The 15,232-nt window shown below is 65.2% G+C and carries 12 protein-coding genes; 2 read left to right on the top strand and 10 right to left on the bottom strand.

All coding sequences use genetic code 11. From position 1 onward, the window contains the following. The first annotated feature begins 511 nt into the window (after window positions 1-511). Window positions 512-847: a hypothetical protein gene (locus QM619_RS09820; protein WP_415107516.1), complete on the top strand. Its 336-nt coding sequence runs from the start codon at window positions 512-514 to the stop codon at window positions 845-847. Window positions 848-2,427: 1,580 nt separating this feature from the next. Then, window positions 2,428-3,395, top strand: a protein-coding gene (locus QM619_RS09815) for an IS5 family transposase (RefSeq protein ID WP_415107540.1) whose coding sequence is annotated in 2 segments (ribosomal slippage) — window positions 2,428-2,962 and window positions 2,962-3,395 — 969 coding nt in all. Because the reading frame shifts where the segments join, the coding sequence is not laid out codon by codon here. 2,021 nt (window positions 3,396-5,416) lie between these two features. Here QM619_RS09815 and QM619_RS09810 read toward each other — a convergent pair. The 10 genes from QM619_RS09810 to QM619_RS09765 form a co-directional block, all read right to left on the bottom strand. After that, window positions 5,417-6,178, bottom strand: coding sequence for a hypothetical protein (locus QM619_RS09810; RefSeq protein ID WP_415107514.1), 762 nt, complete (start codon window positions 6,176-6,178; stop codon window positions 5,417-5,419). Window positions 6,179-6,188: 10 nt separating this feature from the next. Next, window positions 6,189-7,100, bottom strand: coding sequence for a hypothetical protein (locus QM619_RS09805; RefSeq protein WP_415107511.1), 912 nt, complete (start codon window positions 7,098-7,100; stop codon window positions 6,189-6,191). A 211-nt stretch (window positions 7,101-7,311) separates the two neighbouring features. After that, window positions 7,312-10,359, bottom strand: a complete 3,048-nt coding sequence (locus QM619_RS09800; RefSeq protein ID WP_415107508.1) for a hypothetical protein — start codon at window positions 10,357-10,359, stop codon at window positions 7,312-7,314. Further along, window positions 10,356-10,829, bottom strand: coding sequence for a pilus assembly protein (locus QM619_RS09795; RefSeq protein ID WP_415107505.1), 474 nt, complete (start codon window positions 10,827-10,829; stop codon window positions 10,356-10,358). Before QM619_RS09795 ends, QM619_RS09800 begins: the two co-directional genes overlap by 4 nt. After that, a complete protein-coding gene (locus QM619_RS09790) occupies window positions 10,826-11,275 on the bottom strand; it encodes a TadE/TadG family type IV pilus assembly protein (RefSeq protein WP_415107502.1) in 450 nt (149 codons plus the stop codon). The genes QM619_RS09795 and QM619_RS09790 overlap by 4 nt, the downstream gene beginning before the upstream one ends. Next, on the bottom strand, window positions 11,272-11,652 hold the full coding sequence (locus QM619_RS09785) for a TadE family protein (protein ID WP_415107499.1): 381 nt from the start codon (window positions 11,650-11,652) through the stop codon (window positions 11,272-11,274). Before QM619_RS09785 ends, QM619_RS09790 begins: the two co-directional genes overlap by 4 nt. A gap of 9 nt (window positions 11,653-11,661) precedes the next feature. Next, on the bottom strand, window positions 11,662-11,868 hold the full coding sequence (locus QM619_RS09780) for a hypothetical protein (RefSeq protein WP_415107496.1): 207 nt from the start codon (window positions 11,866-11,868) through the stop codon (window positions 11,662-11,664). Between the two features lie 27 nt (window positions 11,869-11,895). Next, window positions 11,896-12,801 carry a type II secretion system F family protein gene (locus QM619_RS09775; RefSeq protein WP_415107494.1) on the bottom strand — a complete coding sequence of 302 codons (906 nt, stop codon included), beginning with the start codon at window positions 12,799-12,801 and terminating at the stop codon, window positions 11,896-11,898. After that, window positions 12,798-13,658, bottom strand: a complete 861-nt coding sequence (locus QM619_RS09770; protein WP_415107491.1) for a type II secretion system F family protein — start codon at window positions 13,656-13,658, stop codon at window positions 12,798-12,800. Before QM619_RS09770 ends, QM619_RS09775 begins: the two co-directional genes overlap by 4 nt. Further along, complete coding sequence (locus tag QM619_RS09765) at window positions 13,655-14,947, bottom strand: CpaF family protein (RefSeq protein WP_415107488.1); 1,293 nt, start codon at window positions 14,945-14,947, stop codon at window positions 13,655-13,657. Before QM619_RS09765 ends, QM619_RS09770 begins: the two co-directional genes overlap by 4 nt. Window positions 14,948-15,232 lie beyond the last annotated feature (285 nt).

Genomic DNA, 15,232 nt, shown 5'->3' with positions numbered 1-15,232 from the left:
TCAGCGTAGACTTCATTCCACACTTGGATACCAAACGCCCAACGAAGTCCTCTACGGCAACAACACCAACCCAACAGCCGCCTAGAAAACAACCAACAAGCAAGTCCGGAAAAAACCCGGCAGCCCAATGTCAGCCGTGACACCAAGAGCCGATTCGACACACATACCCAAGTCCTTCCATCAGAGTGAAACCACTCCAACGGACCAGACCAACGTCCCCAACAACGTCCCCCACAACTGTGGAAACAACATCCGCAACCCACAGCCGCAGCACAAACCACCTAGCCAAACATATATCCCTCAACGTCCCCCAGGTCCCGAACGGCGAACCTCCCGAACGGCGACAGAGGCTGTCAGAGCACACCGATCCGCACCTCAACACACTCGACTGGCTGCCTGCGCCGGCAGGTAGCGACGTCCGATCTCAGCGCCACGACGAGTGGGGACGCCGGTAGCGCGAGGCTCAACGACGGTCTATATTCGAACATCTGTTCCAGTCAGGAGGATCTGGATGTCTGCCACCACCACGCACGAAGATGACCCGCAGGTCGTGTCAGTCAGGAGGCTCCCCTCCGCCCAGGGGACGCCTTCCACACGCCCGAAGTGGGAGGTCAGCTACGGAAGCGAGACCCAGGGTTGGACGGTCATCGGCTGGATCGAGGAAGAACTGCTAGGTCGCGGCCGCACTCGGTTCTACTTTGCAGTAGGAATTCATCCTGAGACCGGAAAGCACTACCGCTTGGAAGGCCACCCGAACTTTGACAACCGCGTGAATACTGTCGCCGACTTTCATATCGACCCCATGACAAGCAGCCAGCATCTAGGAGCAAGCAATCCCTACCCTTAGCCACTTCCGAACCGGCCTGTGATGCGAGAAGTGTCCATGTTGGCGGCCGCTCGATCATGATGAACGTCAGGGCGCCGGCGGACGGTGGACTGCTCGTCCGAGTCGACGCCGACAAGATCAGCGACGACACCCAACTGGCCATCCGGCTGGGGATTGCAACAGAGCACAATCGTGCGATCATGTGCAGCGAGTTCCACAGGTTCCGAAGGAATACCCTTGATGTGCGACATAGGGTTAGACGGCCGATCTTGGACTTCGGGGGAACTCGGCCGCTTCCTATTGAATATGCACTCCGAAACCTCGCGCTCTTGACCAACACATCTTACGGCGTTCGCACCACAGCCTTGCCGTGTAATCCGGAGGCCATCTACAACCGTCCCCGCAGCGCGATGTCCTCGTCATCCCAGACCGTCACATCGTGGGTAGCGCCGTGGGAGTAGCGCCAGCGATCAAGGAGCACAGGCGTTACGTGGGGCCCCGGATTTCTAATGTGCTGTCGCACCTGGTCGCGGTCGCCGCCTAGGATCCGCTGCCGCGCCTGAGCGAGGCCAAGGACAGGGTCGAACCGAAGTCGCACATCGACCACGCGCGGCGTTCGCATGACCGCGGCCTCGACCCACGGTGTCACGGGCGTGCTCAGTAGCACCAGTTCACTGACCGAGGCGCCATTGAGAACGGCTCGTGCTGCAACTTCACCCCCGTAACTGTGTGCGAATACCGACTGCACCCCGTGAGGCGCGACATCGTAAGTCCAGTCGCAGAAATCGTTAGCCGCCTGAATCCGTTGCCTTCTGCTGAGCGCTCCACTCCAACTGAACTTGGCACCCCGGCTATATAGGTTCGGTCGATGATTACGGAGGATAAAATCGTGAAAGAGGCTCCGCGGCCGCCACCAGTCGCCCTTCCACCCCCAGGTGCCGTGAATTATCGTCGATACAGTCAATGGGCCGGGTGTCACCTGTTGCACAGGCTGCACGATTCCGTTCTGAGGCCGGTCGATATTCCCGTGCGGCTCAAAAGCAGCCATGGCGAGTGACACCGTGATTGGGTCGCTAGATCGCCGCGCCCAGTGCAAACGCCAAACCACAAGATGTAGCGCCAGATACGGATCGACGTAAAGATCGCCGAACCGTCGGACAACCTCATTCCACAGCCCTGGGTCCCATACCACACGCGGTTCGTCTTCCATCAGGATCGGGGCACTGTTGATGTCCGGTGAGAACCATCGGTCTCCTAGCCCCAGCTTCCTCAGCCGAGGTTCGAGATCATTGAGGCGGTTCACCGAGCGCCACCACCGCGGGTCACGCGGCCGCCGACCAACACGCACTTGTTCAAGCCGGCGCCATAGCGCGGCCGCCGCTGCTGCCGACTCACGCTCAAGCGAACTACCAAGAACAGCGATCAGGAATCGCAAAGCGTCCCGAGGAGCGCCGCCTTCGTTAAGGAACCGCTGATTAATTCGGGTCTGGTCTGGCGGGGCTGGGTGTGGTGGGACCGATGGTGGGGTTCTGGTGTGCGGGGTCGTCGTGTTGGCGCGGCTGATTCGTGCTGTGGCTAGGTAAAATACGGTTATGAGTGAGGTGTGGCAGCCGAGTTTCACTGACGTCGAGTACGCCCAGCGGCGGCGAGTGACGCGACGGGAGAAGTTCTTGACCATGATGGATGAGGTGATCCCGTGGCAGGAGTGGGTCGAGTTGATCCGGCCGCACTACCACGACAAGAAGCGAGGCCGGCCGGCGATACCGATCGAGACGATGCTGCGGATGTATCTGTTGCAGGTGTGGTTCAACCTGTCCGATGAGGGGGTCGAGGACCAGATCAACGATTCCTACGCGATGCGGCAGTTCATGCGGCTCGACTTCACCGTGGCACAGGTGCCGGACGCCACGACCCTGTTGCACTTTCGGCACTTGCTCGAGACCCACGAACTCGGTGCAGCCATGTTTCAGGCGCTGAACCGGTTGTTCGACTCGAACGGGTGGATCATGCGGGGCGGGACCGTAGTGGATGCCACCCTGATCGCGGCCCCGTCCTCCACCAAGAACCAGACAGGGACGCGTGATCCCCAGATGCATCAGACCCGCAAGGGTAACCAGTGGTACTTCGGGATGAAGCCCACATCGGTGTCGATGCCGGCACCGGCTACGTTCACTCGTTGAGCGTGACGGCAGCGAACGTGGCCGATGTCGAACAGGCCGCATCCCTGATCCGTGACGATGATGAGGTCGGATATGCCGATGCTGGCTACCGCGGTGTCGAGAAACGGCCTGAGATCATCGAGGACGAACACCTGTCCACGGTCGAGTTCCGGGTCGGGATCAGCAAGGGCCGACTGAACGGCATGCATCCGATCGATCGGCGCATCGAGTCCCGGAAAGCCTCGATCCGGGCCAAGGTCGAGCATCCGTTCCTGATCCTGAAACGCGATTTCGCCTTCACCAAGACCCGCTACCGCGGCCTGGCCAAGAACCTGAACCGGCTCCACATCGCGTTCGCGTCAGCGAACCTGCTCATGCGAGCCCGCGCCATCGCCCTCCAAACCAGCTAACCCCGGGCGGCAGCCTGCCCACAACCAGCCAACCGGCCCCCACCAGGACCGATCAGAACACCAAACACACACACCCCGAACCCAGCCCCGCCGCCTTCTGGCGCAGTCCCACCAGAAACAGCCATAAATCAGCGCTTCCTTAAGTGCGCTCCATGCCCGAAGCCTGAGATTATCCTCATCGGGGGCCAGGCGGAACTGTCCGAACATCTCGCGACCCGCTTCGTTTCGCCACCGTTGCTCGGTCGAGATCACGCGATCGGAGAATCCCAGTGATCGGAATTCGTCTCTCAGTGGTGCGATCGCACCACCGTCGTCGGTAAACCTAGTCGACAGCATCGCAACTCGACAGACATTCGCGCCCTCGAAGTCAGCGGACTCGTTAACGGTCTCTGGGCGCGCGGAGACCTCAAACGCCTCATCGCCATACGTTGGCTCAGACTCAGTCATGGTCGCTCCTAGACAATAGGATAGCTGCGAGTCCACGGAGGTGCATCAGCCGAGAGGCTCGGTTACTCTTCGTCCGAGGACTCGCCTTGCGGGGCACTTGGGGACACAGTAGCGGGGCCGAGTCCTCGCGAGGGTCACCAGAAGATAGTTGAGACCCTCCGCATCAACTTAGCAATAGATCTAGAGCAGCCGCAAGTGCTATCAGGAATCAGCCGACTCACCGAGACCACGCTGACCTTCGATAAGACCATCTTGTCGTCAATCACTGAGGCCTTTTCAGGGATCGTCCGGAGTTGGACCAATATTCGGGTGACGCGAAGCGCCTGCCACTCCAGCTTCCCGCAGTGGGCGCGTCAGCAAGGAGCGACTGGGTCGTGCGCATCTGTTCCGCTGAGAATCGCACCCCTGCCACCCTTTGAGCGTGCTCCATCAAGGCCGAGTCCGAGGTACGCATAAAGGATCGGAATGACCTTTGCAGAAGGCGCAGTCTCCAGCGTTTCACCACGTCGAGCCCTGCGCGGCCGATGACCCGAACAAACGCGGCCAGATCTAGTGACATGGCCGCCCCGCCCGAGGAGTCCAACGCTGCTCCGAATAGTTGAGGCATCGCACTTCCGATGAGAGCGCTGTCCATTTCGTATTTGGCAAGATCGTTTGATAGGAGCGTCCACGACTCCACCCACTGCGCGCGATGTCTAAGCTTTCGAATCGGCGGCACCGATTGGTCCGATAAGATGGATCGAAGATCCCGCATCTTGTCTCTGAGCTGCGAGTATTCGTCTCGCAATTCTACGGCGCGATCGAGCGATTGTACGATATCGGTGCTTCTGGACAGTACAGTGAGAGCCAACGGAGGTAGGGGGAGAGTGGAGAATCCACGTTCAGGCCAACGAGATAACCCTCGCAAGGCGGTGTATCCCTCCTCCAGCGTGCGGTAGCGCGCAAACAGATTCGCGACATCATTTATCCCTACCGTTGCAGATGCTTCCTTATAGAGGCCTCGCTGTCGCACCAACGGAAGAACGCCCAATCCGGTTTCGCGCTCTGCACCGAGCAGCCGACCGACCTCGTGATACGCATCAGACTCCGTGCTGTGCGTGATCCGAGGCCCGCGAGCCCAGTCAGATTGGAGGCCATGTCCGATCGAGATACTCCGGCTCGCCTGAAGGTGACGGACAACGCCAGCTGAAGCAAGCCTCTCCAGCAATGGCACCCCAGGACCGTTGACCGACGGTATGTGGCCCACAGCCACGAGTTCGTCGCAAAGCACGATGCTCTCGATCAGGCTACAAAAATCGAGGAGCTCCACCGGCGTTGGCCACTGCGCCAGATCACCGACGGTCTTGACGAGCCCAGACGCGTCGATCAGCACTGCACTCAGAAGTGGACTAGGGATGTATTCAGGCAGCGACGGACTTGCGCGACGTTGCGCGAACCCAGTTAGTGGACGCGCCTGACGCTGAAGCGGTTCAGGCTCGCCGCCAGGGGGTTCCATGACCATCTTCCGCCTCCTGTGCGCGTCGACTGAGGGTCGACTAAGAGACTATCTCTACCGGCGTCGCGCGAAGGCGATCTCAGGTGAAAGGGCGCCTGTTGAGCAGCTCGTCGTCGGGGCCGATATAGAGCAACTGAGGGTGCTGCTTGGGCCGGGTGGCACCGACATGAGTGGCGGTCGCCCGGAACCAGTCAAGATAGGTCGCGGGCCGTTCGCCTTGCCAGGCGACCTCAAGCGCCTGGCTGAATATCCCCCGAGAGCCACTACCGACCCGTGCAGGTTCACTTGCCGCAGTCTCGAAAGGCATCGAAGCTGCGAGCGAGAGCCGAGAAGGACCTTTGCTGGCGTCACTGTTGATGTGCTCGTCCGACCGGCCGCCCATGATGCCGATGGTGTGGCTGCTGCAGGTATCTGCGAACACGATGACGTTGGCGTCGGGTCGCATCGTAGCCCAGAGCCCTGCGAAATCGTCGTCAACGATGGGTTGGTCGGCCGCGGCGAACACCTCGTCGAAGCCATCTGCCTCGTCTGGCCGATCGGGATTGTCCCGGACTTGGAACCCGTGCCCGACCAGCACCAGTACCAGAGTGTCGCCTGCCCGGGCGTCGCCAGCCAGGTGGGCCAGGTGGGAGAGGAGCGCCTTCCGTGTCGTGTCGTGCCGCCGCGTTCTAGCGCCTGCAAAGACAAGGCGATCACTGGGGACCTCTTCGTAGAGGAGGCCGGTGTAGAAGTCGACGTCACCGTCGACCCCGGCGGCCGTTCCGAAGGCGAACCGCTCTCCCCGGAACCGGAATGGATCAGGCGCCGCTACACCCACGACGCAGGCAAGATACCGGCCCACAGAACCTCCCCTAGCCATGTGGCGATGAGCTAGTCGACGGAGCCGGGCTCGTAGTCGGTGTAGGCGAGGAACCGGTCGCTGTTGGCGTGCTTGACGCTGCGGGATCGGGGAGCATACTCGACGAGGTTGGCGCGAGGAGCGAGGCCAGAACTAGCAGCAGTCCGACTGCGAAGGCCGCTGTGGTTCCGCGGAGACGCCGCAGCGGCTCAATGAAGTTGACCAACTCGGCGAGTGTGCCACGGATCTTGCCGGGTTGGGCTGTGGCTCGGAGCCGGCCGCGGGTCTCCAAGGCGGCAAGGTAGGCACCGATGGCGAGGATGAAGATCCCCGCGAACGCTGTCATCACCCGCACGAGGCTTGCAGTACGGCTCGCCACATGCGTCGTTGGGTCCAGCGGTGGCACTGAAGAAGGGGCGGCACCGGTCGGGACGGGCAGCGGGTTGCTGAGCGGGAGCAGGCTGCCGCTGATTTGCCATCCCGCTGCTCCGATAGCTACTAGAACCAGCACCAGAACGCCGCCGGCCACGAGGGAGAAGCGTGGGTCGTACTCTCCGACCGCAACCTCACTCACCCCATCGGCCGGCGACTCGTCAAGCCCATTGGGGGCGTCGGGCGGCTTGCCTAGCGTGATCGGCGGTGCACTCGTGTCCAGACCGTCGACCTTGGCCCTCAGGGTGATCTCTTTGCCATATTTCCCGTCCGGGCTGAACGTCCGGCTGGGCAAGCTGGTGGTGTCGTCTTCTATTCCTGCTCCGGTGGTCCACGCCTTGCCGTCTAGAAACCATCCCGGTGCGGTTACCTTCGCTGCGTCGCTGTCCGGCTTCGCCCTCAGCGTTACACGGACGCCGCCAGCTACTTGGTAGATCCCATCGATTGGCTCTTGCGGGTCGTCACCGACGAGTACCTTGAGCGCGAGTGCCATGGCGGAAGTATGGCGGCACGGGTAGGCCCGCGACAGGAGTGAAATTGCTTAGACGCCAATCGTGGCGTCAGAGGATCGGAGCATCGGCGGAGCCGCGCCAAAGATTGCCTGGCATCCACGGGGTGCGCTGGGCTGCTTCCCATGATCGCCAGGACTGCACGCCATGAGCAACGCCGGCGAAAGCAGGTCCACACAGAGCCCTGCAGACGCCTTAGCCGGCGCGGGTCCCGGGTGCTAGCCAGCCGTGGGCGAGGAGGAGTTCGATGGTGTGGTCGTCGAGTTCGAGGGGTCCGTCGTTGTCGTTCTGGCGGAGGATGGCACCGCCGATGCGTTGGCTCTCGTCGTGGCGTCCGCGGGCTGCGACGACGGCTGCCAGGTCGACTCGGGGGCGGTCTTCGTCGGGGGCTGCTTTGGCGGCGATTCTGGCGGCTTGTTCCGCGGCGTCGAGTTCGCCCGCGGCGAGGGCCATGGTGGTGGCGAGGTGGGCGACGTCGACGATGCCGACGAGGAGGTGTTGGTCGTCGCGGTTGTCGGCGAGCCAGATTCCGCCCGTGGCGCGTAGCCCGGTGTAGGGGGTGCCGGTGACGAGGTTGAGCGCGGCGAGGTAGTCGGCCAGTCCGTCGGGTCCGCGTGTTTGGCCGCGGATGCGGAGGCGCCGGAACAGGTCCGCGTCGTGGAGCAGGTTGGTGAGCCGGTAGGTGCGGTCTCCGTTGGGGTCGAGGCGGGTGGCGTCGGGGAGGAACGGGTCGTGGGTGGCGGGGTAGGTCCCGAGCCATTTGCGGACGGTGCTGAGGTTGCGGCGGAGTAGGTCGGGTGTCGTGGCGAGCGCGTCGCATAGTTCGTGGGTGGTGGCCCCGTGGTGTCGGGTCGCGAGGTAGGCGACGATCTCGGTGTAGTAGGCCTTCCGTTTGTTGCCGGCGTGCGGGTCGCCGCCGCGTCCGACCCTTACTCGGACGGGGCCGAGGACGGCGAGTCTGGGCCGGTCGCTGCTGTTGGCGTGCCAGGCGGCCAGGTCGTCATCCAGGGTCGGGTCTGTGTTGATCTGCTCGCGGGTTGCGGGTGGGATGACCGGTGCGAGGGTCGCGAGGTCTTGTGGTGTGGTGGCCGCGACGGTGAGCAGGGTGTTGTCGGGTTGGGGAAGGTTGCTGTCGTGGTGGTTGGTGCAGCCGTCCGAGGGCCGCTGTTCGGTGAGGTGATGGTGGAGCCGGCCGGCGGCGTCGGTGATCGATTCGTTGTCGCCGTCTGGGGCGGGGACTGGGACGTTGTCGTGTTGGTCGGCGGCTTTGAGTAGTTGGACGCAGCCGAGGGCTTCGTCGGCGGTGATGCCGGTCGGGAATAGGTCGAGACCGAGTGCGGGCACGCGGACGCGGCCGTTCGTGTCGGCGTTCATTGACAGCCCGCCGTCTGTTGTGTCGGTTGGGCCGAGGAAGGTGATGGTGGTGCCGGTGCGTCCTGGCTTGTCGTGGATGAGGCGGGCGACGGCGCTGAGCCCGTCGGCGGCGTCCGCGGGCGCGAAGACGGCGCAACCTGGTAGGTATTCGTTGTCCTGCCGCATGCGGGCTGTGGGTAGGTGCGACGCCGGATCGTCCGCGGTGGCTTTGAGGATGCCGGTTGATGCGCGCAGCACGCTCGCGGCCGCTTCATCGATGTTGGTGTGGACGCGGATGTGGGCGGGGTGGAGTCCGTCGAGTTCACCGAACACGCCGACCAGGTCGATTTGCCAGATGTCTTGGGCCCAGGGGCTGGTGGCGAGTTCGGCGGCCCAGTAGCGGGCCAGGTCGGCGGCGAAGGTGGGGTCGCCGGTGATGGTGGTGGTGCCGAAGGCTTCGAGGTTGACCAGCCAGCAGTGGCCGTTCTGGTCGGTGCCGAGGGTGACCAGGTGGGGCCATGGCGACGGCCCGCCGTCGTGGCTCGTCCCGATCGCGTCCAGGTCGGTGGCGGTGTCGAGCTGCCAGGTGCGGGTGTCGCTCTTCTGCCACGGGGCGGGGAGTTGGCCTGGTTCGGCCAGGTGGACGATCAGGTGGCCGTCGGTGACTTCGAGTGCTTGAACGGCGGGCAGACGGTCTCCGGTGGCGATGATGGTCTCGGCGGTGCGGCGCAGGGCGTCGTCGACGACCGTGATCAGGTGGGCGATGGGTGCGCCGGCGTGGCGCAGGGTCTTCTCCACCGGGATGGTGTCCGCCGGTGGCGGGGCGATCATGAACCCGGGCCGGCGATGGTGGCTTTGCAGCGCGCGCCGCCGCCGTAACGCCAGCCACATGGTTCCGGCCAGAATTCCGCCCGCCCCGGCCAGGCCGGTGAGCAGCCAGACGGGCCAGCCTTCGTCAGCATCCGCGACGGGCGCATCCGGGTTGCTGACAGTCGAGCCGTTCGGGCCCGGCGCCGTCGGAGCAGCATGGGACGGCGCAGCGGTCGTGGGTTGCGGGGTCGGCTGCGTGGACGGCGTGGCAGGGGTGATGGTGCCGGCTCCGACGGTGGGTTTGGGTGTGGTGGACCGGGTGCGGTGGTCGGGTGTCTGGTGGTGATCCTCTCTATCGGGCTTCCGGTCGGTCGTGGTTGTGGGTGTGCTGGGCAGGTTGAGTGTCCAGCCGATGTCGATGACGTCCGGATCGGTCAGCCGGTGTCCGCCTGGTTGGCGGATGTCGCGGGAGGCTCGGAAGATTTCCGGGTAGCGGTGCGCGTCACCGAGTTTGTCCAGGGCGATCCCGCTCAACGTGTCGCCTTTGCGGACCGTGTAGTGCTGGGGGCCTCGGGTCGTGTGGCCCGGCTGTGGGGTGTGTGGGTGCGCGCTCGCGGCAGCGGGTGGCGGCGGCACGGGGTCGGCGGTCGCGACAGGGATGGTGGGCAGCTGGCCGCCGGTGGTGAGGAACAGTGCAGCTACCGCGGTGACCAGGCTCCGCGCGAGCGCCTGCGGGATGCCGAGTCCGCGGAGGTTCGGCGCTCGAACGTGCCGGATCCGGGCGACGAGTTCCAGCACGATACTGGTCACCAGTATTGCCCAGGTGATCCAGCCGGCCAGTTTGAACAGGGCCAGGAACAGGGTGCCGTCATCGGGCCGCAGGAGCGCTCGCCAGACACCGGAAACGGTCCACTCGATGTGCAGGGTGCCGATGTCGCGGACGGCCCACAGCAGCAGCGGCATGCCGACCATCAACGCAAGGAGGGCGACCAGTGCCGCGATACCGGCGAGGATACGGCGCAGCGTCATCCCGGTCGAGACGCGTTGGGTCATCGCGCGTGGTGGTGTTGGTTTGGTCATCGTTCTGTCCCGTCCTGGGCGCGGACCAGGCGTCCCGTCGCGGTACCGGTCACTGTCAACGCTCCGAAGCTGAGCGAGCTGAGGAATACCGGCGTGTAGCGGGCGGTGGTCGTGACGGTGATCCGGACACCACCGGTGATCGTGACGGTGCCGGTCATGCCAGCCTCCGCGATCGCGTGTTGCGCGGCGGTCGTGGCGGCGGCGGCCTCAATCGTGGAGGTGGGGCGTCCGCCCATCAGGGTGGCCGGGTCGACCCGTTGCCCGGCGACGCGGACGGCGTGCGCGGCGATGTCGGCTGCTTGTTGTTTGGCACGGATCTGGCCGGTGAGATCGACCGAGATGCCCACGATCAGCAGGAAAGCGACAGCGGACGACAGCGCCCACAAGGTGACCGAGCCACGCTCATCGTCACGCCGCTCCCCCGGCTTGGTCAGGGCATTGGCCCGGTGTTGGGTCCGGCGGGTGGTCATGGTTGTCTCCCGCGGTAGGAGTCGATCGGCGACTGCATGGTGGCCGTCACGGTGACGCCCGGAAGTCCTGGGAGTCCCAGGGTGGACACGCGGCAGGTGACGGTGACCGACACCGACGCCGGGGTGCCGACTGGAGCGGCGAACCCGCGCAGGTCCATTTCGATATTGCGGTCGGGGCACGCGACTTGCTGGTCCAGGGCTTGATGGGCGGCGGCGAGTGCTGACTTCTTGGCAGTGGGTGCGGTGCGGGCCAGAGAGGCGGTGCGGGCGGTGTCGGTGGCGATCGCTTGGACCGTCTGGCGTGCGAGCGCGATCTGACCGCCGGCCATGACCAACAGGAGCAGCAGGATCATGACGGGTATCACGATGACTGCCTCGATAGCCGCGGAGCCCCGCTCACCCGGTGCCACGGTGTGACGTGCGGCATGCCGTGCAGAGGTGGTCATGTGATTCGCTCCTTGGGCAGGGTGATCGTTTGGTCGGCTTGCATCGTCCAGCCGGGAATCAGCGACAAGGTGGTGCCGGTGACCCGCACGGTCACGGTGGTCGGGGTCATGGTGCAGACGATGTGTGGGTTGCTGAGGGCGTCCCGCACGCTCGCTGCGAACGCGGTTGCCGCCTGCCGGCAGGCTTGTTGGGTGCCGTTCTCGGCTGCCGCGGCGCGGGCACCGACGCTGGCCATGGACGAGGCTGCGGTGCGGCCGTAGAAGTAGAGACCGATCTGAAGGGTGGCGAACAGCAGACCGAACAGGACCGGCAGGAGCACGACGGCCTGGATGGTCGCCGAGCCCCGCTCGTGTCGTTGCCGGTTCCTGTTCGTCATGGGTCGGCGTTACTGCAGCAGGCCGATCTTGCTGTTGATGAGGTTGGTAATGGCATAGGTCGCGAGAGAGACCACAGCGATGACCAGGAGCGTCCAGAGCAGGTTCTCCAGGGTGACGCTGCCCCGCTCATCGCGCCGGGAGGTTTCCGGCCACCGGCCGATGACGGTGAGTACCGCGACAATGTGGGCGGCGATGGTGCGGCTGAGTTGGGTCATGATCGGTTCCTTCCAGGATGGGATCTTTTAGGACGCCAGGAGGCGCATGATCGGTGGGACGAGCAGGATCGTGACGAACACGATCGCTGGGAGACTGGCCGGGATGAACATGCGTTCCCCAGTCGCGTTCGCTTCGGCTTGGTCGGCGGCGAGGAGAGCGTTGCGGCTCGCTTCGGCTTTGGCGCGCAGCGAGTCGTAGACCTGGGCGCCTTCCTCACCGCACAGCCGCATGATGTCGGCGAGGTCATCAAGATCGGTGACCGCGAGCTGGTTCGCCAGGTCGTGGAGAGCGTCCCAGGGTTGTTGCCCGGAGAACCGGGACCGGGCCAGCGCCTCACTGATCCGGCGGAACGGCCAGCTATCGCCGATCTCGGCGGCCAGTTCCATTGCTTGCCGTGACCCTGAGCCGCCGCCGCGGCGCTCCAGGGCGACGAGATCGGTATAGGCGGCGAGGGCACGGGCGATCTCGGTCCGGGCTTTGGCGGCGTCGCGGCGGACGTCCAGGTCGGGCACGAACCAGGCAACGACGGCGGCAGCGAGGGTGCCGGCGACCGGGACCGCCGCAGGCATCGGCACGCTCAGGGAGAACAGCCAACACAGCAGCGGCAACCCGACCAGGGCGACAGCGGCAAAGGTCAGCTTGTCGCCGTAGAAAGAAGCAGGCGTCTTCCGCAACACCGCCAGGTCTTTCGTCGGCACCGTGATCCAGGCCAGCGGGAGCCGGCGGATCGCCCACCGCCCGACCCGCTCCCCCGCGGTGCCGATGGTTCCGCCGCTTACCGGCACCGGACTCGCCGGCAGCGTCCGGTGCGGTGCGAGCCGGTCGAGTGCTGCGACCAGATCGGGTTGGGCCGGGGAAGCCCACCACCAGAAAGTCGCGACCCCTGCCATCACCAGCATTCCTGCCAGCACCGAACCCACCAGGATCGTCATCGCCGCACCACCCCCAGGAACCGGGCCGGCGGCGGCGACTGGGCCGCCTTCTTGAGCCAGACCAGCGAGGCTGCGTAGCAGGCGAGCAGCACGACCAGGATCACCTGGCCCAGCGGCGTCCGGTACGGCTCCAAGAACGAGCCCGTCAACGCCAACACGGTGAGAGCGCCGGCCGACAGCACAGTGACCAGCCGGGCGATCGTGCGCGGTTTGGCCCGGTCGGCCTCGATCTGGCGGCGGGCCTTCACATCGGCCGCGGCCGACTCGGCCAGCCCCGTCAGCATGCCCGCCAACCCCGGGCCGCGCTTGCGCGCACCAAGAGTCAGCGCAGCGGCAACGAGGTCGCCGGTAGCGTCGTCCAGATCGTCCGCGAACGCCCGAAGCGCGGCGTCGGTCGGCCACCGGCTCCGCAGCCGGGCCACCAAACCAGCCACCTCAGGCCGGACCATGTCCGGGCATGACCGGAGACTCGCGATCAGCGCTTGTTCGAGTCCTTGGCCGGCGACCAGCACACCGGACAGGTTCCGGGTCCACTCCGCGATCCCGTCCAGCTTCTCGATCCGGACGGTGTCGGTCGGGGCAGCCAGCAGCACCGGCAACCCCAACACGGCGACGGGAAAGACGACGATCGCGATCACCCACCCGGTCAGCCACGCCACGACCACACCCGCAACCAGCGCCACCCCAGTTGCCCAACGGCGTGCCGGCGAGATCGTCGCCCACCGGCGCCGCCACACCGCCGACCGGCGAGCGGACCGTTTCGTCTCCGTAACCGGGACGGGTCGCAGACCGACGACGATGCCAAGGATCCCGCCGGCGATCATCGCGCCCGCGACCGCGGCCAGCACGCCGGTCATGACCGCCGCCTCGGGTAAGCGTCGGCCTCAGCCAGGAACGCGGCATGGTCGAAGCCGTGATCGATCAGGTCGTCCAGGACATCCTGCTTCGGTGGCGTGTCCGCGACACCGATCGCGCGCGGCAGCGGCCGAAACACCGAGGTCAGGCTGTAATACCGTCCGGCCTCGCCCGGTTCGACCGCCAGAACCTCCGCGACCCGGCGAACCTTCCGGGTAGGACCCTCCGCCGTTCGGTCAAGGTCACAACGCATCTGGACGATGAAATCGACCGTGTCCGCCAGCTTGGTCGCCGCCAACTCCAAGGTGACATGCGGACCGGCCTCCATCGCACAGGTGATCAGTTTCCGCATCGTCCCCGACGCGTCCGCGGCATGCGTGGTGGACAGGCTGCCCGCCCCCGACTCCATCAGCTTGACCATCGACCACACTTCCGCGCCCCGGACCTCGCCCAAGATCTGACGGGCAAGGGTGAACCGGAAACTGTCGATCACCTGATCCGCGATGCGCCGCTCACCCCACGACCGGCCATCGGACGCGGTCTCACCCGACCCCGGCCGCTCCTCCCAAGCGGTGACAATCCGATGCTGGTCCGCCAACTCGTGCAGAAACAGCTCGTGTTCGGTTTCGAATGTGCCCAGCACCTCCCACGGGTCGATCTCGGCACACAGCGCCCGCACCAACGTCGTCTTCCCATCACCCTGCCCACCAGACACCACGATCGAGCGGCGTGCCTTCACCGCCGCCGCCAAGAAGCTCGCCATCACCGGCGACACCGTGTGCCAATCCACCAAATCAGCCAGGGTCACCTGCCGGACTCGGTGCCGCCGGATCACCACCGACGGACGCGCCGTGTCCTGCGCGGCCGCAAGCCGGGAACCATCATCCAAACGCAAATGCAACGCCGGATGCGACGGGCTGAACGGCCGCGGATTCTCCGCGCGCGCCGCCACGAAACTCAAGAACTCGAGCAGTTCCTCGTCGCTGTCAGCCACCGGCTCCGCCTCCGTCAGCGAGCCGTCCGCGTGCTCGACGACCACCCGGTCATGGCCGGTGATCATCACGTTCTCCACCGAGTCGTCATCCAGCAAAGGCTGCAACCGGCCCAGCCGGAACAACGCGTCAAACACGGCATCCGCCAACGCCGCCGTATCGGCCAGCGAGCGGGCATGACCCCGGTCAGCGATCGACGCAGCATCCGCAGCATCAAGAAGCCGGCCAATGATCCTCCGGCCGACAGCTTCCTGCTCCGCCCGGCTGATACCCGGCTGCTCACCCACAATGTCGGTCAACGCCGCCGACGCCTCCACTCGCAACCGGGCCACCTCCGCCCAATCAACCCGACCCAAACCGGGGTGTGGTCCGTCCCCCGGATGGGCCGGCGGCCGGGAGCTTGGGCCTTCGACCGTCTCGTTCGCGGTCAGGGTTCTGCGGTAAGCGGTGCGCAGATCTTCCACCGACACCGGTGCCGGCCCTGGGGGAGACGCCGGCTGAAGCTGGAAGGTCGACCGCACCCTGCCTGGCAATTTCTGCCCGTTGCTGCGGTCGGCGGCGAACAGTGGCAGATTCATCGGATC

This window comes from Micropruina sp., from assembly GCF_047606665.1.
Taxonomy (GTDB): domain Bacteria; phylum Actinomycetota; class Actinomycetes; order Propionibacteriales; family Propionibacteriaceae; genus Micropruina.
The sequence above is the reverse complement of the archived record's forward strand: the minus strand, read 5'-3'. Positions and strand labels throughout refer to the sequence as shown.

What these genes read in the sequence shown, in the direction of transcription:
- QM619_RS09775 (WP_415107494.1), bottom strand. Translation starts at nt 12,801, where the DNA reads ATGACGATCCTGGTGGGTTCGGTGCTGGCAGGAATGCTGGTGATGGCA.
- QM619_RS09790 (WP_415107502.1), bottom strand. Translation starts at nt 11,275, where the DNA reads ATGACCACCTCTGCACGGCATGCCGCACGTCACACCGTGGCACCGGGT.
- QM619_RS09785 (WP_415107499.1), bottom strand. Translation starts at nt 11,652, where the DNA reads ATGACGAACAGGAACCGGCAACGACACGAGCGGGGCTCGGCGACCATC.
- QM619_RS09795 (WP_415107505.1), bottom strand. Translation starts at nt 10,829, where the DNA reads ATGACCACCCGCCGGACCCAACACCGGGCCAATGCCCTGACCAAGCCG.
- QM619_RS09780 (WP_415107496.1), bottom strand. Translation starts at nt 11,868, where the DNA reads ATGACCCAACTCAGCCGCACCATCGCCGCCCACATTGTCGCGGTACTC.
- QM619_RS09800 (WP_415107508.1), bottom strand. Translation starts at nt 10,359, where the DNA reads ATGACCAAACCAACACCACCACGCGCGATGACCCAACGCGTCTCGACC.
- QM619_RS09820 (WP_415107516.1), top strand. Translation starts at nt 512, where the DNA reads ATGTCTGCCACCACCACGCACGAAGATGACCCGCAGGTCGTGTCAGTC.
- QM619_RS09770 (WP_415107491.1), bottom strand. Translation starts at nt 13,658, where the DNA reads ATGACCGGCGTGCTGGCCGCGGTCGCGGGCGCGATGATCGCCGGCGGG.
- QM619_RS09805 (WP_415107511.1), bottom strand. Translation starts at nt 7,100, where the DNA reads ATGGCACTCGCGCTCAAGGTACTCGTCGGTGACGACCCGCAAGAGCCA.